This window comes from Methyloversatilis thermotolerans (genome assembly GCF_000372885.1).
In the GTDB taxonomy this organism is placed as follows: domain Bacteria; phylum Pseudomonadota; class Gammaproteobacteria; order Burkholderiales; family Rhodocyclaceae; genus Methyloversatilis; species Methyloversatilis thermotolerans.
Genome location: NZ_KB889967.1, coordinates 2,170,524 through 2,189,422, shown reverse-complemented (window position 1 = coordinate 2,189,422; position 18,899 = coordinate 2,170,524). Strand labels below are relative to the sequence as shown.

The following is an 18,899-nucleotide window of genomic DNA, read 5'->3' as shown; positions in this document are numbered from 1 at the left end:
GCTTCAGTAACAGTGTTCCGGACCGGGGAAGCTGCCGTCCTTGACCGCCGCGACATAGCGGCACAGCGCGTCATGCACGTCGTCGGCGCCCGGCATGAAGTTGCGCACGAAGCGCGGGCGCCGCCCCGGGAACAGGCCCAGCACATCGTGCAGCACCAGCACCTGGCCGCTGCACTGCGGACCGGCCCCTATGCCTATCGTGATCAGGCGCGTAGCGGCGGTCACGTCCGCCGCCAGCCGGGCGGGCACCATTTCCAGCACCATCATCGAGGCGCCGGCTTCGTCGAGCAGCCGCGCGTCGGCCAGCAGTCGCGCAGCCGAGGCTTCGGTCACGCCCTGGGCGCGATAGCCACCGAGCTGGTGCACCGATTGCGGCGTCAATCCGAGGTGGGCGCACACCGGCACGCCGCGCTCGACCAGAAAGCGCACGGTGTCGGCCATGTGACTGCCGCCTTCCAGCTTGATCATCTGGGCGCCCGCAGTCATGAGCCTTGCCGCCGAGCGCATGGCCTGTTCCCGGCTTTCCTGATAGCTGCCGAAGGGCAGATCGGCGATCAGGAAGGCGCGACCGTCGACATTGGCCAGACCGCGCGCGACGCAGCCGGTGTGATAGGCCATGTCGTCCAGCGTCACCGGCAGCGTGGTGTCATGGCCCTGCAGCACATTGCCCAGCGAATCGCCGACCAGCAGCACCTCGGCACCCGCGGTTTCGCACACGGCGGCGAAGGTCGAGTCGTAACAGGTGAGCATGGCGATGCGCTCGCCCTGGCTGCGCATGCGGGCAAGCGTATTCAGCGTGACCGGGCGGCGGGCTGGATCGGAGTCGCGCATATAGGTCATGTGGCGTACCCGAAAAATTCGCGGAATGAGCGCATCTGGCCCAGACGTTCCACCAGCAGCGCGAAATCGTCGTCGCTGTCGACCGGGTTCAGTTCTTCCGCATTGACGATGAACAGCGGACTGGCGTCGTACTGATAGAAGAAGCGCGCGTAACGCTCGACCACGCGTGCGAGATAGCTTTCACTGATGCGCCGTTCGGCATCGATGCCGCGCCTGCGCACGCGTTCGGCCAGCGTATCCGCGTCCGCCTGCAGGTAGATGACCAGATCCGGCGCCGGCGCCTGCAGCTTGAGCGACGCAAAGATCTGACGGTATAGCGCGTACTCGTCGTCGGACAGGTTCATCGACGCGAACAGCGGATCCTTGTCGATCAGGAAGTCGGCCACCAGGCGGCCGGAAAAGAGGTCGTCCTGCATCACCTCGCGCAGCTGTTCCATGCGCTGGAACAGGAAGAACAACTGGGTCTGCAGCGCATAGCGCTCCATGTTCTGGTAGAAGCGCGCCAGGAAAGGATTTTCTTCCGGCTTCTCGAACAGCGTGGGGGCCTGCAGATGCTCGGCCAGTCGCCGGGCGAGCGAGGTCTTGCCCACGCCTATGGGGCCTTCGACGACGATGTAGCGTGCTTTGTCCAGCATCGATGCGGCGTTCCGGTCGGGGAGGTTTCAGCGGAAGATGAAATACACCGCGCCCAGCATACACAGCGCGGCCCACACATAGTCAAGCTTGAACGGCTGATCCATGTAGAACACGGCGAACGGCACGAATACGGTCAGCGTGATCACTTCCTGCATGATCTTGAGCTGGCCGAGCGAAAGCTGCGTGTGGCCGATGCGGTTGGCCGGCACCTGCAGCAGGTATTCGAACAGCGCGATGCTCCATGAGATCAGCGCGGCCACCCACCAGGGCCGGTGGTTCAGATCCTTCAGGTGGGCATACCACGCGAAGGTCATGAACACATTCGATGCGACCAGCAGGCCGGCCGCCTGCACCCAGGCGGGCAGTTGCGCGAAATTCATGCAGCCGCGGCCGGGCCGGCGCCGCCCGTGGGCTTGCGCCGCGGCCGACGACGTTTCTTCGGCGCCTCGTCCGGCCGCAGCATGGCCTCCCGCTGCGCAGCGTCGGCGGCGGCGAAATCGGTCCACCAGTCGGCCAGTTCCTGTTCCACCTCGCCGCTGCCGGCGCGCAACAGCAGGAAGTCGTAGGCGGCGCGGAAGCGCGGCAATTCGAGCATGCGGTACGGGCGCTTGCCGGAACGCTGCTCGAAGCGCGGCTGCAACGCCCAGATCTCACGGATGTCGGTGGCGATGCGCCGGGTGATGGCCAGTTTTTCCGCCTGCTGGTCGAGCACGCTGGTCATCGCGTCGAACAGCGCCGGGATCGCCGGTTCGTTCGCCTGCTTGCGCTTTTCCCAGTCGGCAAGCACTTCGTGCCACAGCAGCGTTGCAAACAGGAAGCTGGGAGAGATGGACTTGTCCTCGCGCACCCGTTCGTCGGTGCGTTCCAGCGACAGCATGACGAAGCGCTCGCCCATCGGCTGGTCCAGGATCACGTCCAGCAGCGGCAGCAGGCCGTGGTGCAGGCCTTCCTCGCGCAGTTGCCGCACGCAGCGCACGGCGTGGCCGCTGGTGAGCAGCTTGAGCATTTCGTCGAACAGGCGGGCCGGCGGCACGTTTTCCAGCAAGTCGGCCATGGCGCGTATCGGCTCGCGCGCGGCGGGGTCGATGGACAGGCCAAGCTTGGCAGCCAGTCGCACGGCGCGCAGCATGCGCACCGGATCCTCGCGGTAGCGCCGTATCGGTTCGCCTATCATGCGCAGCGTCTTCTGCTGGAGGTCGGCCACGCCGTGGTGGAAATCGACCACGGTTTCGGACGACGGATCGTAGTACAGCGCATTCACGGTGAAATCGCGGCGTGCCGCATCTTCCTCCATGGTGCCGAATACATTGTCGTGCAGGATGCGTCCATGCTCGTCGGTCACCGCCTCGGCGTCACCGCGGAAGGTGGTCACCTCTATCGTGTCGCGCCCGAACATGACGTGCACGATCTTGAAGCGGCGCCCGATCAGGCGCGCGCGGCGGAACACCGCCGTTACCTGTTCCGGTGTCGCGCTGGTGGCAACGTCGAAGTCCTTGGGTTCGATGCCGGCGATGAGGTCGCGCACGGCGCCACCGACCACATAGGCCTGGTAGCCCTCGGCCTGCAGTGCATCGCATACCTTGCGCGCCGCCGGCAGGATGTGTTCCCGCGCAATGCCGTGGCGGTCGCGCGGAATATGAACCGGGCCGCGGGGCCGGTGCGTGGATGTGTTGTCTTCAGGACGGCGGAGAATGCGCCGCAGCAACTTTCTGATCATCAGTGTGAGGCTTTCTGGCGGAACGGAGCGGGCTGCGCGTTCGTGCAATGCACGACATGTTAACGCATGCGAGCCGCGTCGGCCCGTCATGCCGTCCGTCAGGCCTTCACCGGCCGCTTCATCAGCTTGCGCTGCAAGGTGCGGCGATGCATCTTCAGAGCACGTGCGGTGGCCGAAATATTGCCTTCGTGCTCCTTGAGCACACGCTGGATATGTTCCCACTCCAGCCGACCGACCGACAGCGGCTCCGCGTCCAGCGGCGCATCGGTACGGGCGTCGACGCCCGATTCGAAGGCCGACAGGATGGCGTCGACCTCGACCGGTTTGGCCAGATACTGGATGGCGCCGAGCTTGATCGCATCGACTGCCGTCGTGATGCTGGCGTAGCCGGTCAGCACGACGATGCGCACCTGCGGCAGTCTTTCCAGCAGCGGCCGCACCAGGGCGAGCCCGGAGCTGCCTGCCAGATTGAGGTCCAGCACGATACGCGAGGGCTGCAGCGTACGCGCGACATCGACCGCCCGCTCGGCTTCGCAGCATCCGTCCGCGACATGGCCACGGCGGCGCAATGCCTGCACCAGCACAGCATTGAAAATTTCATCGTCGTCGATGACCAGGATGCTGTCAGCCATGCAGCCCCACGCGCGCAAGCGGAAGAAGGACGCGGACCCGCGCGCCCCCGGTCCACGGATTGTCCAGTTCCAGCCGGCCACCCAGGCGTTCCACGCTGGCGGTGACCAGCAGCAGGCCGATACCCCGTCCTTCCGCGTGCTCGCCGAAGGTCTGCCGTCCGGCGCGCTGAAGGACATCGGCGGCGAAGCCCGGGCCGCTGTCGCGGATTTCTATCGTGAGATGGTCGGCATCCCAGTCCAGCGCCAGATCGACCGGTCCGCCGGCGCGCAGCGCGTTGTCCAGCAGGCTCACCACGCTCTGGCCCAGTGTCGGCTCCACCACGATGACCGGCGGCGGGCTTTCGCCGCTGGCAAGCAGCGTGAACGTCGAATCGCTGTGCCCGCGCAGGCTGCGCCAGGCCGCATGGAGGCCCTCCAGCCAGGTATCGCAGCGCATCGACTCCGCTCCTTCGCTGCGTTGCTGGCCGGCGTCCTCGGTCAGACGCGTGATGATGCGCTTGCAGTAGGCGATCTGCTCGCGCATCAGCTTGAGATCGGCGGCATTGTCGCTGTCCGGCGCGGCTGCGCGCTCCAGTTCGCCCGCGAGCACCGCCAGCGTGGCCAGGGGGGAGCCCAGCTCATGGGCGGCACCGGCCGCCAGCGCGCCCAGCGCCAGTACGCGCTCGTTGCGCAAGGTCTGTTCGCGTGCCAGGGCCAGTTCGGCGTCGCGGCGGCGCATCGCGTCGGTGGTGCGCATCACGAACCAGGCCAGCATGGCCGCGGATACGACGAAGGTGAGCCACATGCCGGTCAGATGCAGCATGGCCGCGCGTTGCGGATCGGCAACCGGCAGCGGAACGAAACTCACCATGAGCAGCGAGTACAGCAGGATGGCCAGGGTCGCCAGCGCGGCGACGGCGCGGCGCGACAGCAGCAGCGCGGACAGCACGACCGGCAACAGCAGCATGGACACCAGAGGATTGGTCGCGCCGCCGCTGAAATGCAGCAGGCCGGCGAATGCAAGGAGGTCAACGCACAACTGCAGGAGACACGAAGTGGCGTCTGAACTGTGTCCCTGTCTCGCCTGCCAGAACAGCGATCCGTTCCAGAGGGCGACCGTCGCCAGAATGAGCAGCATCGGGGTGAGCGGCAGCGCTGCGTCGAGCAGGGCCGGCGTGCCCAGCGTCGCGGCCAGCAGCAGCGCCAGAGCCCACCAGCGGGCCCGTATCAGACCGGCGACGCGATCGGCAGGCAGCGAGAGCGGGCGATGGAGTGGGGGCGACATCGACAGGCGTGACGTGACGTGGGCATTCATCGGCAAAGGGCGTGGCAAGGCGCGCGTCACGATTGTATCGGGCACGGCTTGCCCGCACGCAACAGCGCATGCATAGTCGGACGCGCCGGGTCGCTGGGTCCGGCATGGCCGACCCCGATAGCGCGATGGACAGCATGACCTTCCGTTCCACCTTGCCGCACACCCTGGCGGTTCTGGCACTGCTTGCCGTGGTGCTGCTGTGGCCGCGCGCCGAATTGCGCGACAGCCTGCCGACGCGCGTCGTCGTGCCGCCACCGTGCAGGCTGGAGCGCGACCGTTGCCGGGCCGACATCGCCGACGGCCGGCAGGTGCTGCTGTCGCTGATGCCGCGTCCTGTTCCCGCCGGCACACCGTTCCGGGCACTGCTGCAATTGCGTGGATTCGATGCGGAGGAAGCGGCGCTCGAGTTCGACGGCGTCGACATGAGCATGGGTGTGTATCGCGAAGCGCTGCGGCGCGATGCATCCGGTCAGTGGTCCGCTGCAGTCACCCTGCCGGTCTGCGTGACCGGCGCAATGCGCTGGAACGCCCGGCTGTTCGTCGTCACGCGCAGCGAACGGCTGGAGCTGCCGTTCCGGCTGCAGACCGGGAGCGCGCAGGCTGCCGCTCCCGCGTCCTGACATCAGCGCGACATCCTGCGGCGCGCGGCAGCGCCGATCAGCCCGAGGCCGGACAGCAGCAGCGCATAGGTTTCCGGCTCCGGCACGGCCGCCACCGTCAGCGTGGCCGTCATGCCGTAGGACGGCAGTGTCGGATCGAGCTGGGCGATGTAGTTCGCGCCGCCGACAAATATGCTGTAGTCGCCCGCGGCCAGCGTGAAGGTGCCGCTTACCTGACCGTCCAGGTCGGTATCGGCCGCATACCCCATGAAGGTGAAGTTGGAGAACAGCCCATCGTCATTGGCGATGCGCCAGTCGGCGAGCGCTCGGAACGCGCCTTCCTTGGCCACGCCGCCCAGAGATTCGAGATAGTCGATGCTGGCAGCCGCGGTGTCGTGATCGGCCTTGAAGGGTGACACGTGGGCCAGGCCCGAAAAGATGGAAAAGCCCGGAATCAGCCCGGCTACCGAGCTGGCTGTGGCGCCGGGATTGGCCGCCACGCTGAAGGTGATGGTCGTTTCCGTGCCCAGCGTGAAGCGGAAGGCACGCAGCCGGTGCGAATCGCCGAAATCGTCGTCCAGGCCGTCCGCCCAGCCGTAGTTGCCGGACACCGCCTGGTTGGAAAGGGTGACGCTGCCACCGGCGGCGTCGAAGCTGCCGAAATTGCGCCCGTTGTATCCGATGTGCGCGTGCGCGAAAGTCGGCAGGGTGAGTGCAGTGGCCAGCAGGGCAAATGTTGTTTTCATGGTTGTCTTCCTCCGGGAGGCGTGGGTGATGGATAGCGATCTGTCTCAACCCGCATGCCTCGCTGCGGATCAAGCGGTGTACTGGCAAGCGACCAATGCTCCGGTATTCCAGCCAAGAACTCCGCATCGGGGAATGCGGCAAAAGGTCGCATGCCGCTGGCGATGGAATTACGACGCGTAGTGACCCGAGGCAATATGTGGCGCAAGCCAGTCTGCAACTTCGTCCATACGCTTGCTGTAGTGCTTCCAGCGTCCGACTGCGGCGCCGTAAAGGGGGCGGGCCACATCGGCGAAGCTGGGCGTTGCGATCGGCCGCGAATGAAGATGGAAGTCCAGGATGCGAGCGTCCCACGACAGTCCCTCGCGTCGCAGCACCGGGGCTAGTACCGCCTGCGGGTCACGAATCAGGTCCTCATAGCGAAGGATCTGCTGCATATGCTGAAGCACTGTCTGCGTCGCCTGCATGTGCCGCATCACCTCGTCGAAGAAGCGAGCCGCGCCCTGCCATTCAAGCAGCAGGCAGGTCAATGCGGAGGGCTCGAATGACTGCAGGCAGGCGCTGATCAGAACATCGCGCGGGTCACGCCGTGCGAACACGATCCGCGCACGTGGAAAGAGCGCATTGACAAGGCCGAGATGGATACTGTTCATCGTCGTCTTGTCCATGAGCACCATTCCCGGCGATCTTGGGCCGATCGCGCGCTCGGCGCTGCGGAAGTACACATCCCTCAGATGTTCCGCGATACCTGGACCCAATGCCTCCCAGCGTTGGGTCCAGTGCAGGCCCGGTGCCGGTTGCATCCGCACCAGCTCGCGGTGGACCGCCGGCAGCAGTGCCGCTTCTCCGCTGCTCTGGATGTGCGGGTGGCTGGCAAGCATCTGGTCGAGCAGAGTCGTGCCCGATCGATAGAAGCCGACCACGAAGAGAGGATCGTCGCGTCCGTCATCACCGTGAAAGCCATGCCGATTCAGCCACTCGGCCGTGCACAGCGCACGTTCGCGCGCCAGTTCCCGCGTCAGCCAGCCGGCATCGAATCCGCCGGCGTGCGCAGCTTCGAGCTGCAGGCGCTGAGCCGCTTGCATGGTGACGAAAGCCGTGTCGAACGCCTGGCAACGGTCGAGCACGCGCGCGAGTTCGTGCAAGGCTCGCGCGCGCAGGCCCGGCGGGCGCGCTTGATCGCACAGGGGCTGCAGCCGTTGGCGGGAGCTATCGAGCATGTCGCAGCGCGCCTCAAGCACGGCCAGTTGCAACTGGGCATTGCCTTCGTCCGGCGCGAGCTTCGCGGCTCGCTGTGCGCTGAGCAAGGCGTCCTCGATCCGGTTGGCGCGCTCCAGAGCCTGGGAAAGCAGGTGATGCGCGCGAGCATGATCGGGATTCTTCTGCACGACGGTTTCGATCAGCGCCACTGACCGATCATGCGCGAACAGTCTGTGCATTTCGAACGCGACGTCCAGAGCCGCATCCGCGGAGATGTTCGTCCCGAGTCCCTGCTGCGCCAGATGGGCCGCCCTCTCGAGCGATGCGATGGCCTCGATGCGATGACCGAGATGTCCGGCGCAGCGACCCAAACCCGCCCACGCGATTATCTGATCCGGCCGTTGTTGCGCCAGCGCACGAAAATTCTCCAGTGCTTCGGCATGGCGGCCGGCGTGCATGCGTGCAATCGCCAGGGGGAGCAGGTCGTCGTGAGTGGCGGGCGTGGCGTGTGGGGGCGATTTCATGGAACGGGCGCATTCGGAAAATGTGAATGATGAGCACCTGCGTTCGCGGGCGGTAGCGGTGCGACAACGTGTCACATGGTGCGATCGGGGCCGCGTCGCTAGTCTGCTCCGACTCGATTGCCCCGTTGGTCGCCAGCACGAGCGACCCGGATCGAACCACCACAGGAGCCACCATGAACGCAATCCGTATCTCGGCGCTGAACGCGGCCGTCGTCGGCGCATTTGCACTGACTGCACCGGCAGTCCACGCCGACAATTCGATCACTTTCAAGACCTGGAACGATGGCTTGGGTACCTCGCCCAATCTGGCGATCGGCGAATCGATCACGGCCACCCGCACTCCGGGCTCGAACAACTACGCCGACAATGCCAGTCTGATGAATGCGGCATGGGCGCATTCCGGCAACTCGCCCTGGTACACCTTCTACCTGACCGGCGAAGCCGACGTGTCGATCACCCTCGCGCCGACGTCTGATGCGTCTGCGCTGTTCAACCCCGGCATGACGGTCTGGGCATCGGGTGACACCAAGTTCAACGGAGGCACTGCGGATTTCTCCGACGTGGCGGCCAACGAATGGAATTCGCCGCACTCGTTCAATGCGGTCGGTCAGATCGGTGATGCCGGCACGCTCTGGGCCACCGGCAGCAACGGCAATCTGCTCGAGACGCTGGCTTACGCGGTGACCGGCGAGAGCCACAGCGATCCCGCGCAGAACGGCTGGGGCGAAGTCATCCTGAATGGCGTGCATGATGTCAGCGTGAGCGACACTTTCGAGCGCGGTGTGACCGGTACTGCCGTCGGCAATACCATCACGCTGAATTTCAATGACATGCAGGCAGGCTGGTACACCGTGTTCTTCGGTGGCACGAATACCGACTACACCGCGGTCAGCTACACACTCAGCGTGAGCGCAGTGGCGGCAGTGCCCGAACCCGAATCCTGGGCCATGCTGCTGGGCGGTCTTGGGCTGATCGCAGCGATCGCACGCCGCCGTATTGTCTGACACGGTCGCGTTTGCGCGCTGGGCCATGAGGGGCACCCGTTCCGTCGGGTGCCTCTTTTCGCTTCCAGGTCAAGTTTTGCCGGAGCTGCAATGTTTCTCAAGTCGTTGTTGAATCGTCCCGGACTGCGCCGGATGGGCGCGCGCTCCGGCCTCTTTATCCTGTGTGCCGCTGCGATCGCGTGCGCGCTGCTGCTACCGCGGGGCGCGTCAGCCGATGCCGAACTCGATGCGATTGCAGCATTCGGCCCGGTTCCGATGTCGCTGAAAGGCGTCAGCCCGCCCACGGTACCGGGTCTGCTGGATGGCCCTTCACCGATCATCGTCGATCGCGCGAAGGCGATCGCTTTGGGCAAGGCCCTGTTCTGGGACAGCAATCTGGGCAGCGATGGCGTGGCCTGTGCGACCTGTCATTTTCATGCCGGCGCTGACCGGCGCACGCGCAATCAGGTTTCTCCCGCCGGGCGCGGGCATGATGCGGCGGTGAGCTTCGAGCCCGGCGTCGATGGCCTGGCTCGTGGAGCCAACTATCGCCTGCGCAAGGGCGATTTCCCCTTCACCGAAATGCGCGAGCCGCTGAACGAAACGGCGCTGACCAGTTATCTGCGTCAGTCGGACGATGTCACCGGTTCGGCGGGCAGCTTTGGTGGCCAGTTCCAGTCGGTGGCGCTCAGTGGTTCCGGCATCGATCCGTGCGATCGCTCGGCGAGCGAGCTGTTCCACGTAAGGGGCGTCGGCGCGCGGGCGGTGACGCCGCGCAATGCACCCAGCGTGATCAACGCGGTTTTCAATCATCGCGGTTTCTGGGACGGTCGCGCCAACAACGTATTCAATGGCAGCAGTTCATGGGGCATGCGCGATCAGGCAGCGGGAGTGTGGGTCAGGCGTGCCGATGGTTCGGTCGGCCTCGAGCGTCTTGCTCTGGTGAATTCGGCGCTTGCTTCGCAGGCCGTGGCGCCGCCGCGTGACAGCGCGGAAATGAGCTGTGCCGGTCGCACCCTCGCCGACATCGGGCGCAAGCTCTTGCTACGCAAGCCGCTCGAGACGCAGCGCGTGCACTGGAACGATTCGGTACTGGGCTCCTATGCCAACAGCACGCCCGGCGTGTTGCGTACCGGCCTCAAGAACACCTATCTGACGCTGATACGCCAGACCTTCAACGCGACATACTGGTCGTATGGCTCACGCGGGCCATTCGGCGCACCCTCGTCGAGCCAGACCGATGACCAGCCCGTTCCGTACAGTCAGGTCGAGGCGAACTTCGGCATGTTCATGGCACTGGCATTGCAGATGTATCAGTCCGCGCTGGTGTCCGACGATAGCCCTTTCGACCGCAGCCGACGTGACGAGCAGGGCTTGCCTATCGATCTGACGCCTGCCCAGGTGCGGGGTTTCCAGCACTTCCGCGCTGCTCACTGCGCGATGTGTCACATCGGGCCGGCATTCACGTCGGCTGCGCTGGCGACCAATGCCGAACTGGCTAAGACGCATCCTTCAGCGTTCGGCGATGCGGGCTTCCGGGTCAGTACCACCAGCAATGTGCTGGATCGCGGTCGCAATCTGTCGGGTGCCGGTTTCACCGACATCGGTTTCGCAGCATCGGGCGTGAGCGCGCCTGACGGCGACATCGGGCTGGGCGGGGAGGATGACTTCGGCAATCCCTTGTCCTTCGCGCGACAGTTCCTGCACTACCTTGCAGGCAATCAGGCTGCGGTGCTGGATCCGCCGGTAAGTCTCGTACGCGCCTGCGATCTCAGCCTGGCGGTCGCACGCAATATCGCCAGCCCGGCCTTCATGTTCTCACCGGCCGATGGTGTACGTGCCCAAACGGAATCGACGGTGGCATGCTTCAACCCCACGGCGGCATGGCTCCCCACAGTGGAGGCGGCTGCGCGCGAACTGGCCAGGCCCGACACACGAAAAATGGTGGCCCAGGTCGATGGCGCCTTCAAGGTACCGGGCTTGCGCAATGTTGAACTGACCGGTCCGTACATGCACGACGGCAGCATGTCCACGCTGGAGCAAGTGGTCGAGTTCTATGCGCGGGGCGGCAACTATGCGCCTGGAGCCAAGCCGTTCGGGCTCATATTTCCGCAGGTCGAACTGCAGACATCGGCACAGGCGCGCGCCGATCTGATCGAGTTCCTCAAGTCGTTGACCGATGATCGCGTGCGCTATCGCCGCGCGCCCTTCGATCACCCCGAGCTGTCGGTACCGGTCGGCCATGTCGGGGATCATGTCCAGATGCGCGCTGGCGGGTCGCTGGGCGCAGGTCTGGCGGCCGATCTGTTGGAAACGATACCCGCCGTCGGTGCCGAGGGCAGCGGCGACGCGCTCAAGCCATTCGTGGAGTATCTCGATGATTGACCGGCTTGTGTTCGTGCGCGGCCTCCGGCGTGCCGCCGCTACGCTCTGGCTGCTGTCCTCCATTGTGTCGGCGCACCAGGGACCTTTACCGCTTTCGTTGAAAGGGGTGCCAATCCCTGAAGTGCCGGGCCTCCTCGACGGACCTGAGCCGGTGGTGGTGGATCATGCGGCCGCCATCGCGCTGGGCAAGGCCTTGTTCTGGGACAGCAATGTGGGCAGCGACGGCATGGCATGTGCTTCCTGTCATTTCCACGCCGGGGCCGATCGTCGCGTACGGAATCAGGTGGCGCCGAACGGTGCCGCGCGCATGCCAGCGTCGACCAGCTTCGAGCCGGGCGTTGATGGCCAGAGCCGTGGTGCCAACTACACGCTGCGCCGTGGCGATTTTCCGCTGGTCGAGGCGGCAAGCCCACTCGAGGCCATCGAGCGCTATGGCTTCCTGCGCACATCCGATGACGTCGTCGGATCGGCTGGCAGCTTCAGCGGGCAGTTCGGCAGCGTATCCATCGAGCCAGGCGAGCAGGATCGCTGCGCGCGCGAGGCTGACGACGTGTTTCACGTGCGGGGCGTCGGCGCACGCAAGGTGACCCAGCGCAATGCGCCCTCGGTGATCAATGCGGTATTCAATCACCGAAATTTCTGGGACGGCCGCGCGAACAACGTATTCAACGGCTCCAGCACCTGGGGCGACCGCGACCCGGATGCCGGCGTATGGGTGCGCCAGGCCGATGGCCGTGTCGCGAAGGAACGACTCAGGCTGGTGAATGCCTCACTGGCGTCGCTCGCGCTGTCGCCACCGGTCGACGTGACGGAAATGAGCTGCAGCGGTCGCACCTTCGCTGATCTGGGCCGCAAGCTCATGTGGCGCCGACCTCTGGAATCCCAGCGTGTGCACCCCGAGGACAGCGTACTCGGCCCGCTCGCACTCAGTTCCGCCACGCAACTGCGTCCGGGCCTCAATACCTGGTACGCACTGTTGATACGCAAGGCCTTCAACCGCAAGTACTGGTCCTACGGCTCGCGCGGCGCTTTCGGTGCCCCCGCTGCCCAGGGCGGCGAAGCAGCGCTTCCCTACAGTCAGATGGAGGCCAATTTCGGCATGTTCTTCGGGCTGGCCCTGCAGACCTATATGGCGACGCTGGTGTCCGATGACACACCCTTCGATCGCAGCGCGCGCGATGCAGACGGCACGCCGATCGATCTGACGGCGCAGCAGCAGCGAGGTTTCGTGCTGTTCCGCGAAGCCCATTGCAATCAGTGCCATGTTGGCCCGGCATTCACCTCGGTCGCGCTCGATGCGATCGCACGGCAGGTGCGCGCCGACCGGTCGGTGCTGGGCGCGGAGTTCCCGGCCAGTGCCACCGGCAGCGTCGTCACCCGCTTCCCGACGCTGGGCGGTACCGGCTTCCAGGATGCAGGCTTCATGGCAACCGGCGTCGTGGAGGACGACTGGGATGTCGGCATCGCCGGGCTTGATCCGTGGGGACATCCTTTGTCATTCGCGGTCCAGTACATGGATTTCCTGGCGGGTAACGATGACGGGGTGGTCGATGCCGAGGTGCGGTCAGTGCGCGCCTGCGACATGGCGGTATCGATGACCCTGAATCTGCCGGTCGCCAATGCCAGCTTCTTCACGCAGCGTGATGGTCTGCTGCCGCAGCCGGTGAGCACCGAGAACTGTTTCAATGCGTCGGCTGTTCACATTCCCGTACCGGCGGCGGCCCAAGCGGCGCGGGAGAGCGGCTCGCGCAAGATGCGCAGCGCCATTTCGGCGAGCTTCAAGATACCCGGATTGCGCAATGTAGAGCTGACCGGCCCCTATATGCACAACGGCAGCATGGCCACGCTGGAACAGGTGATCGAGTTCTATACGCGTGGCGGGAATTTTTCCGGACAGAGCAAGCAGATCAATTTCGTGTTCGAGCAGACACAGTTGCTCGAAGCCGAAGCACGCGCCGACCTGCTTGCTTTCCTGAAATCCCTGACCGACGACAGGGTGCGATATGCCCGCGCCCCTTTTGATCATCCGGAGCTGATCGTGCCGCATGGTCATCCGGGTGACCATCTGACGATGTCGACTGGCGCTGTCTGGGGCAGCGATCTGGCCAGTGATGTCCTGCTGCAGATTCCTGCGGTCGGCGCACGTGGAATGGATGAGGCCTTGCCCAGTTTCGAGTCGCAACTTGCCCCCTGAGCGCCGTGCATCCGTCGCCTGAGCGGCTCTCATGGATGCCTGCCGAACGATGCGGCAGAGGGTGTGGATGGGGTGATGGGCCGACGGTACGCGTCCGGCCGGGCGTTTTTATACCGTGCGGATGCGGTGCCGGTTTGCCGTGGCCGGCTGGCTGGCGGAGGACTGTTACGGACCCGGCGCACGCCGGACGCTTCTGCGCATGACTGGCGGAGGCACAGATCCGTCGGTTCGCTCCCGGGATGAATCGATGCGGCGGCCGTCCGGAAGACCCGTCTGCCCCGGGCGTCGTACATGACAAGGGCGCCCGGATTGCCGGGCGATTGCCCATCTGACGAGAGCCGAACCGTCAACCGCTCCCCGCGCCCTTTTACGCGGTGAACAAAAAAAGCGGCAGCTTGCGCTGCCGTCAAGGGGTTGAGAGGTGCGAGGCGGCGCGGAGTCGTTCAGGCCCGCTGCCAGGTGGCGCGACGACGCGCCGCCAGTGCGGTAAGCCCGAGTCCTCCAAGCAGCAGCGCCCAGTTCGACGGCTCCGGTACGGGCGCGGCGACAGCGGAGAAGGTCAGCTCGCCACGCAGCCCGCTCAGTCCGAAGGAATCCGTACCGGTCCCGCCAGCGGACAGGGCCGCACCCAGCGCGCCGCTCGCCGCGATGGTGTAGTTCCCCGGACCGAGCACTATGGTCAAGGTTTCAAGCGTATCCGAGGCATCGGTGCTGAAACCCTCGGCTGGATTGTTCGCATTGGCATAGGCGATGAACTCGACGTTGCTCCAGTTGCCCGCGGCGTTGGCCTGGCCCCAGTTGCCCAGCGCATCGAACTGCCCGATGTAGTTGCCCGGACCGCTGCCGGTGGTGTTGCGATAGTCCGACGTGATGCCCTGCACATCTGCGGGCGCATTCTGGGCGTCCAGTGCATTCTGCACTTTGGTCGTGATGCCCGTCTTGGGGTTCAGCTTGTCAACCGAGTCATCGTGACCGTTATAGGTCAACACACCTTTGTAGATCGAAAATGCCGAATCGATGTAGGTGCCATCCGTGTCAACGTTCCACGAGATGGTCACGACGGCGGAGGTGGTGAGCCGGAAGTTGAAGAAGTCCACGCTGTGGCTGTCACCCAGGGTGGACTGCGTGCCGGCGCCCCAGCCCGAGTCGGTCACGTCGTCGACCACGACCTTGGCCGTACCGAAGCCGGTGGCCGCATCGTAGCTTACGTTGCTGAACGTCCCCGAGTCGTTGTAGACCTGATAGGTGCTGTTCCAGTAGGCGGTGTTGTTCAGCGGCAGGTCGGACTGTGAGGACAGCACGCCGACGCCGTTGGCGGTGGAGCCGCTCAGCGCCAGAGCTGCGGCTGGCGTGCTCCCGTACTGTTCGGTGGATTTGACCTTGCCTGCAGCCGTCAGGTCGGCGATGCGGTGGCCCTGGTTCAGGTCGTAGTACTCGACGTGAGCCAGACCCGGAATGGGCAGGCCGATGATGCCGGCACCGGCCAGTGCGGCAACCACGGTACGCATGCGCATGAAATCTCCTCGGAATGATGAATGGTGTGATCGCCGTCGACTGGAGTCGGGCAGACGCTGTCCACGTGGAGATTAAGTGTGCGGCGGTCGCTGCGACAACGCGACAAATTGTCGCAGGTGAGCCGGGCCGGGCTCGGACTAGCATGCAGGCCGGTACCGATCCCTTTCGTATTTCGCTTCCGTGATCAACACATGTCGAACGTCGCACCGGCTCGTACTCCGGATTGCCCTGTTGGCGTGGCCGCTTGCGAGCGGCTGCGCCCTTGCAGGATCGTCGCCGCCTGCGCCCGAACTGCCGCCTTGTGTGGCCGATAGCCTGCGCCAGGGCGATGTTGCCGTGGATGTACGGGCCTTGCGTGGAGAGGTTCTGCTGATCGATTTCTGGGCCTCGTGGTGCGCACCCTGTGCCCAGTCCTTCGCCTACCTGAACGCGCTGCACAAGGAATTTGGCGAGCGCGGCCTGACCATTGTCGGCATCAGCGTCGACGAGCGCCCGGATGATGCGCGGCGCTTTCTCGCTCGCTATCCGGCCGCTTTCCGTACCGCCATCGATCCGCGCGGCGACTGCCCGCGCGCCTTTGACGTAAAGGCGATGCCGTCGTCCTATCTGGTGTCCCGGGACGGACGGATCATCGAGGTGCATCGCGGCTTCCGGTCCTCCGATCTGGCCGCCCGCCGGCAGGCGATCGAGCGCGCGCTGGCAGGCCCCCCGCAATGAGGTGGCGCAGCCTTGCCATGCTGTCGCTGCTCGGCGTGACCGGGTGCGCCCATGTGCCCGCCTGGGAGCGCGGCGATCTCGCACGTCCGGGCATGGAACTGGAACCTCACCCGGTACAGCGTGCCGGGCAGGAGCACGTCTATTCCAGCCGTGAAGCGGGATCTGCCGGCGCTGCGGGGCAGGGAGGTGGTTGTGGCTGCTATTGAACGCAGGCGGCGCTGCCCGAGCCGTCTGCTGCGTCGCTTGCTTGCCACCTGCCGGCCGATGGCTGCTCGCGCGCCGGCGGATGCCCTGCAGGCGCTCATGATGGCGGCCGCTGCGTTGCCGAACATGGTGCCTGCATCGGCGCAGGCGTTGGAAGTCGATCAGGCCTATCTGAATTACAGCCACTATTCGGAAGGTGGCCGAGCGTTCGTGCGGGGGCCCGCCAGCGACCTGCAGCGTCCGGATGCACTACAGGTCGATACCGCCCGCGGCGGCGCCCGTCTGCGTATCGATGATCGGTCCTCGGTGTCGCTGGATTTTTCCCAGGACACGTGGTCTGGCGCCACGCCCTACGCCACGGCCCCGCTTGGCTTCCTCGCCACCACGACGGGCGCCTCGCTGTACGTCGATTCCAATCCGCTCGCCGGGACGGCGCTTCCGCGCTACATGCGGGTGGATCGCCAGACGCTGCAGCCGATCGCGCTGGCCACCGGACAGCGCGCGCCGCAGATCGTGAACGTGATGACCTCCGCGTCACCTGAAACGCGGCATCAGGGACGCCTGTCCTATGCACGCGAATGGGATGAAGCGGGTCTGGATCTGAACGCCAGCCTGTCTGACGAGCCTGATTACTGGTCGCGATCCTTTGGTGGACGATTGCGCCTGGATTTCAACAGCAAACTCACGTCGCTGGCGATGGGGGCGAGTACCAAGCGCAGCGATATCGATGCGCGTCTGGGCACAATCAGCAACTACATCGATTACCGCCTGTACCAGAACGCGCAGTCCGGATCGCGCATCGTGAGCGTGCCGACCGCGGGCACCGATTCCTCCGGGCTGGCCACCGATCAGAACGAATCGCTGCGATGGCGGGGCCAGCGCAAGGACGTCGCCTTCAATGTAGGGCTGACCCAGGTGATCGACCGCAGCACCGTGATGTCGACCAGTCTGAGCTATGCGCGCAGCGAGGGCTTTCTCGAGAATCCGCACAAGCTGGTGGCGCTGGCGTTTGCCGATCCCACCACGCCCTCGGCCTTCAATTTCCTGCGCACACCGGTGTTCACCGTGCCGGAGAAGCGCCCTGACGTGCGCAACCAGTTCACCTGGAATCTGCATCTTGCGCGCTACATCGGCCGCTTCGATGCGGCCGCCCACATCGACTACAGCCATTCGCGCGACGACTGGGGCGTACGCGCCGATACGCTGGAACTGAAGTGGGTGCAGACGGCAGGCGCGTGGACACTGACGCCGCGTGTGCGCTACTACACGCAGACCGCGGCTGAGTTCTACAGCCCCTATTTTCTCTTTGTGCAGCGCTTCCCGCAGGACAGCAGCGGCAATCTGGATTTCTCGCGCATCCCGGTCGACAACTGGTCGAGCGACCAGCGGCTGTCCGGCTTTGGCGCGATCAGCTACGGTGTCATCGTGAGCCGGCGCGTGTTCGACGACATGCGGCTGGACATCAGCTACGAGCGCTACCGTCACGCCGGCAGCCTGAAGTGGGGCGGCGGCGGTGAAGACCGTTTCGCCGATTTCCATTCCGACATGATCAGCGTCGGACTGAACTACGCCTTCGGCGGTCCGGCCGTGCCCCGGCCAATGCCGGACGAACTCGCGGCGACGGACCCTCACGCACACCATGCTCACCACGATCATCATGAGCACAATGATCATGCGGGTGCCGATGCGCCAGCCGGCGTCATGGATGCCCACATGATGAGCAGCCCGGGTGCATTCATGGCGAGCTATTCCTACCGATTCACGCGGCAGGCGGGGCATATGGTGACCGGGTCGCGTCGCGCGTCCGACGCCGAGGTGCTCGCATCGTGCGGGTCCCTCGGCTGCCCGGTCAGACCGAGCGAAATGGTGATGCATATGCACATGCTGCACCTGATGTATGCGCCCACTGCCGATATCAACCTGATGCTCATGCCCCATCTGATGAGCATGTCGATGAAGAATGACGCCTTGCAGGGCGGCTTCTACACCTCGCTCGGTGGGCATTCACATGGCGCGATGGATCTGTCGGCGCACACCACGGGCGGTTTCGGGGACACCACGGCCGCGGTGCTGTTCCGGCTGCCTGCGCCCGCAGGCATGCATGCGCACGCTGCCTTGGGCGTCAGCATCCCGACCGGCTCGATCGACGAGCGCATGGCACATCATGGCGGCGATCTGATGGACTTTGGCATGCAGACCGGCAGCGGGACCTGGGATCTGATGCCCTCGCTCACGCTGGCGGGCAGCGCGGGCAGGCGCAGTTGGGGGGGGCAGTTGTCCGCAGTGCTCCGGCCGGACCACCGCAACAAGTCCGGCTGTGTGCTGGGCGATGTGCTGCAGGCAACCGGATGGCTGGGCTGGCGTCCGAGCTCGCGTTTTTCGCTTTCAGTGCGCGGCATATACACCGCGCAGGGCAGTGTGCGGGGTGCGCTGAAGGGTGAGAACGAGGTGCTCGATGCCTTCGGCAACACGAGCTATGTCCATGCCGTGCACAGCCCTGCCGATCTGGCATCGAACACCGGCGGTCGCTATGTCGACATCGGCTTCGGTGCCAGCATGGTGCTGCCGGGGCGGGAACGCGAGGGCGACCGGATCGCGCTGGAATGGATCATGCCCGTCAGCGAAAAGGTGCGCGGCTATCAGCTCGAGCGCGGCCATACGCTCGCGCTGAACTGGAACATGTCATTCTGAGGCCCGATGCTTGATCGGGAAACC

16 protein-coding genes are annotated in these 18,899 nt (G+C 65.2%); 7 read left to right on the top strand and 9 right to left on the bottom strand.

Annotation, left to right across the window (positions count from 1 at the left end):
- Positions 1–3 precede the first annotated feature (3 nt).
- From panB to A3Q7_RS0109600, 6 genes are all read right to left on the bottom strand, one after another.
- Entirely contained in the window at positions 4–840 is an 837-nt protein-coding gene (gene panB, locus A3Q7_RS0109625; protein ID WP_018411657.1) for a 3-methyl-2-oxobutanoate hydroxymethyltransferase, read from the bottom strand.
- On the bottom strand, positions 837–1,475 hold the full coding sequence (locus A3Q7_RS0109620) for a deoxynucleoside kinase (protein WP_018411656.1): 639 nt from the start codon (positions 1,473–1,475) through the stop codon (positions 837–839). Before A3Q7_RS0109620 ends, panB begins: the two co-directional genes overlap by 4 nt.
- Positions 1,476–1,502: 27 nt before the next feature.
- On the bottom strand, positions 1,503–1,856 hold the full coding sequence (locus A3Q7_RS0109615; RefSeq protein WP_018411655.1) for a DMT family protein: 354 nt from the start codon (positions 1,854–1,856) through the stop codon (positions 1,503–1,505).
- Positions 1,853–3,193, bottom strand: a complete 1,341-nt coding sequence (gene pcnB, locus A3Q7_RS0109610) for a polynucleotide adenylyltransferase PcnB (RefSeq protein ID WP_018411654.1) — start codon at positions 3,191–3,193, stop codon at positions 1,853–1,855. The genes A3Q7_RS0109615 and pcnB overlap by 4 nt, the downstream gene beginning before the upstream one ends.
- Positions 3,194–3,291: 98 nt before the next feature.
- The gene (locus A3Q7_RS0109605) at positions 3,292–3,825 is read right to left on the bottom strand and encodes a response regulator transcription factor (RefSeq protein ID WP_018411653.1); all 534 of its coding nucleotides are present in this window, start codon (positions 3,823–3,825) and stop codon (positions 3,292–3,294) included.
- Positions 3,818–5,164 carry a sensor histidine kinase gene (locus tag A3Q7_RS0109600; RefSeq protein WP_232417901.1) on the bottom strand — a complete coding sequence of 449 codons (1,347 nt, stop codon included), beginning with the start codon at positions 5,162–5,164 and terminating at the stop codon, positions 3,818–3,820. The genes A3Q7_RS0109605 and A3Q7_RS0109600 overlap by 8 nt, the downstream gene beginning before the upstream one ends.
- Before the next feature lie 59 nt (positions 5,165–5,223).
- On the opposite strand from A3Q7_RS0109600, the gene A3Q7_RS0109595 reads away from it, so the two are divergent.
- A complete protein-coding gene (locus tag A3Q7_RS0109595; RefSeq protein ID WP_018411651.1) occupies positions 5,224–5,739 on the top strand; it encodes a hypothetical protein in 516 nt (171 codons plus the stop codon).
- Positions 5,740–5,741: 2 nt separating this feature from the next.
- On the opposite strand, the gene A3Q7_RS0109590 is transcribed toward A3Q7_RS0109595, so the two are convergent.
- Both A3Q7_RS0109590 and A3Q7_RS0109585 read right to left on the bottom strand, forming a co-directional pair.
- Complete coding sequence (locus tag A3Q7_RS0109590; protein ID WP_018411650.1) at positions 5,742–6,464, bottom strand: FxDxF family PEP-CTERM protein; 723 nt, start codon at positions 6,462–6,464, stop codon at positions 5,742–5,744.
- A 168-nt stretch (positions 6,465–6,632) separates the two neighbouring features.
- Positions 6,633–8,120: a tetratricopeptide repeat-containing sulfotransferase family protein gene (locus tag A3Q7_RS0109585; protein ID WP_026224674.1), complete on the bottom strand. Its 1,488-nt coding sequence runs from the start codon at positions 8,118–8,120 to the stop codon at positions 6,633–6,635.
- Positions 8,121–8,359: 239 nt separating this feature from the next.
- On the opposite strand from A3Q7_RS0109585, the gene A3Q7_RS19735 reads away from it, so the two are divergent.
- The 3 genes from A3Q7_RS19735 (at position 8,360) to A3Q7_RS0109570 (ending at position 13,748) form a co-directional block, all read left to right on the top strand.
- A complete protein-coding gene (locus A3Q7_RS19735) occupies positions 8,360–9,190 on the top strand; it encodes an FxDxF family PEP-CTERM protein (RefSeq protein ID WP_018411648.1) in 831 nt (276 codons plus the stop codon).
- Positions 9,191–9,445: 255 nt separating this feature from the next.
- Entirely contained in the window at positions 9,446–11,554 is a 2,109-nt protein-coding gene (locus A3Q7_RS21275) for a cytochrome-c peroxidase (protein ID WP_040570909.1), read from the top strand.
- Between the two features lie 106 nt (positions 11,555–11,660).
- The gene (locus A3Q7_RS0109570) at positions 11,661–13,748 is read left to right on the top strand and encodes a cytochrome-c peroxidase (RefSeq protein WP_232417898.1); all 2,088 of its coding nucleotides are present in this window, start codon (positions 11,661–11,663) and stop codon (positions 13,746–13,748) included.
- 443 nt (positions 13,749–14,191) lie between these two features.
- On the opposite strand, the gene A3Q7_RS0109565 is transcribed toward A3Q7_RS0109570, so the two are convergent.
- On the bottom strand, positions 14,192–15,262 hold the full coding sequence (locus A3Q7_RS0109565) for a PEP-CTERM sorting domain-containing protein (RefSeq protein WP_018411645.1): 1,071 nt from the start codon (positions 15,260–15,262) through the stop codon (positions 14,192–14,194).
- Positions 15,263–15,566: 304 nt separating this feature from the next.
- Here A3Q7_RS0109565 and A3Q7_RS19730 point away from each other — a divergent pair, with 304 nt between their 5' ends.
- From A3Q7_RS19730 to A3Q7_RS0109550, 3 genes are read left to right on the top strand one after another with little or no spacing between them, the layout of a single operon-like run.
- Positions 15,567–15,980, top strand: coding sequence for a TlpA family protein disulfide reductase (locus tag A3Q7_RS19730; protein WP_018411644.1), 414 nt, complete (start codon positions 15,567–15,569; stop codon positions 15,978–15,980).
- Entirely contained in the window at positions 15,977–16,186 is a 210-nt protein-coding gene (locus A3Q7_RS20550; RefSeq protein WP_026224672.1) for a DUF4266 domain-containing protein, read from the top strand. Before A3Q7_RS19730 ends, A3Q7_RS20550 begins: the two co-directional genes overlap by 4 nt.
- A gap of 58 nt (positions 16,187–16,244) precedes the next feature.
- Positions 16,245–18,875, top strand: a complete 2,631-nt coding sequence (locus tag A3Q7_RS0109550; protein WP_018411643.1) for a DUF3570 domain-containing protein — start codon at positions 16,245–16,247, stop codon at positions 18,873–18,875.
- Positions 18,876–18,899: the final 24 nt, after the last annotated feature.

What these genes read in the sequence shown, in the direction of transcription:
- A3Q7_RS0109565 (WP_018411645.1), bottom strand. Translation starts at nt 15,262, where the DNA reads ATGCGCATGCGTACCGTGGTTGCCGCACTGGCCGGTGCCGGCATCATC.
- A3Q7_RS21275 (WP_040570909.1), top strand. Translation starts at nt 9,446, where the DNA reads ATGTCGCTGAAAGGCGTCAGCCCGCCCACGGTACCGGGTCTGCTGGAT.
- A3Q7_RS0109605 (WP_018411653.1), bottom strand. Translation starts at nt 3,825, where the DNA reads ATGGCTGACAGCATCCTGGTCATCGACGACGATGAAATTTTCAATGCT.
- A3Q7_RS0109550 (WP_018411643.1), top strand. Translation starts at nt 16,245, where the DNA reads ATGGCTGCTCGCGCGCCGGCGGATGCCCTGCAGGCGCTCATGATGGCG.
- A3Q7_RS0109615 (WP_018411655.1), bottom strand. Translation starts at nt 1,856, where the DNA reads ATGAATTTCGCGCAACTGCCCGCCTGGGTGCAGGCGGCCGGCCTGCTG.
- A3Q7_RS0109595 (WP_018411651.1), top strand. Translation starts at nt 5,224, where the DNA reads ATGGCCGACCCCGATAGCGCGATGGACAGCATGACCTTCCGTTCCACC.
- A3Q7_RS20550 (WP_026224672.1), top strand. Translation starts at nt 15,977, where the DNA reads ATGAGGTGGCGCAGCCTTGCCATGCTGTCGCTGCTCGGCGTGACCGGG.
- A3Q7_RS19735 (WP_018411648.1), top strand. Translation starts at nt 8,360, where the DNA reads ATGAACGCAATCCGTATCTCGGCGCTGAACGCGGCCGTCGTCGGCGCA.
- A3Q7_RS0109620 (WP_018411656.1), bottom strand. Translation starts at nt 1,475, where the DNA reads ATGCTGGACAAAGCACGCTACATCGTCGTCGAAGGCCCCATAGGCGTG.
- A3Q7_RS0109590 (WP_018411650.1), bottom strand. Translation starts at nt 6,464, where the DNA reads ATGAAAACAACATTTGCCCTGCTGGCCACTGCACTCACCCTGCCGACT.
- pcnB (WP_018411654.1), bottom strand. Translation starts at nt 3,193, where the DNA reads ATGATCAGAAAGTTGCTGCGGCGCATTCTCCGCCGTCCTGAAGACAAC.
- A3Q7_RS0109585 (WP_026224674.1), bottom strand. Translation starts at nt 8,120, where the DNA reads ATGCACGCCGGCCGCCATGCCGAAGCACTGGAGAATTTTCGTGCGCTG.
- panB (WP_018411657.1), bottom strand. Translation starts at nt 840, where the DNA reads ATGACCTATATGCGCGACTCCGATCCAGCCCGCCGCCCGGTCACGCTG.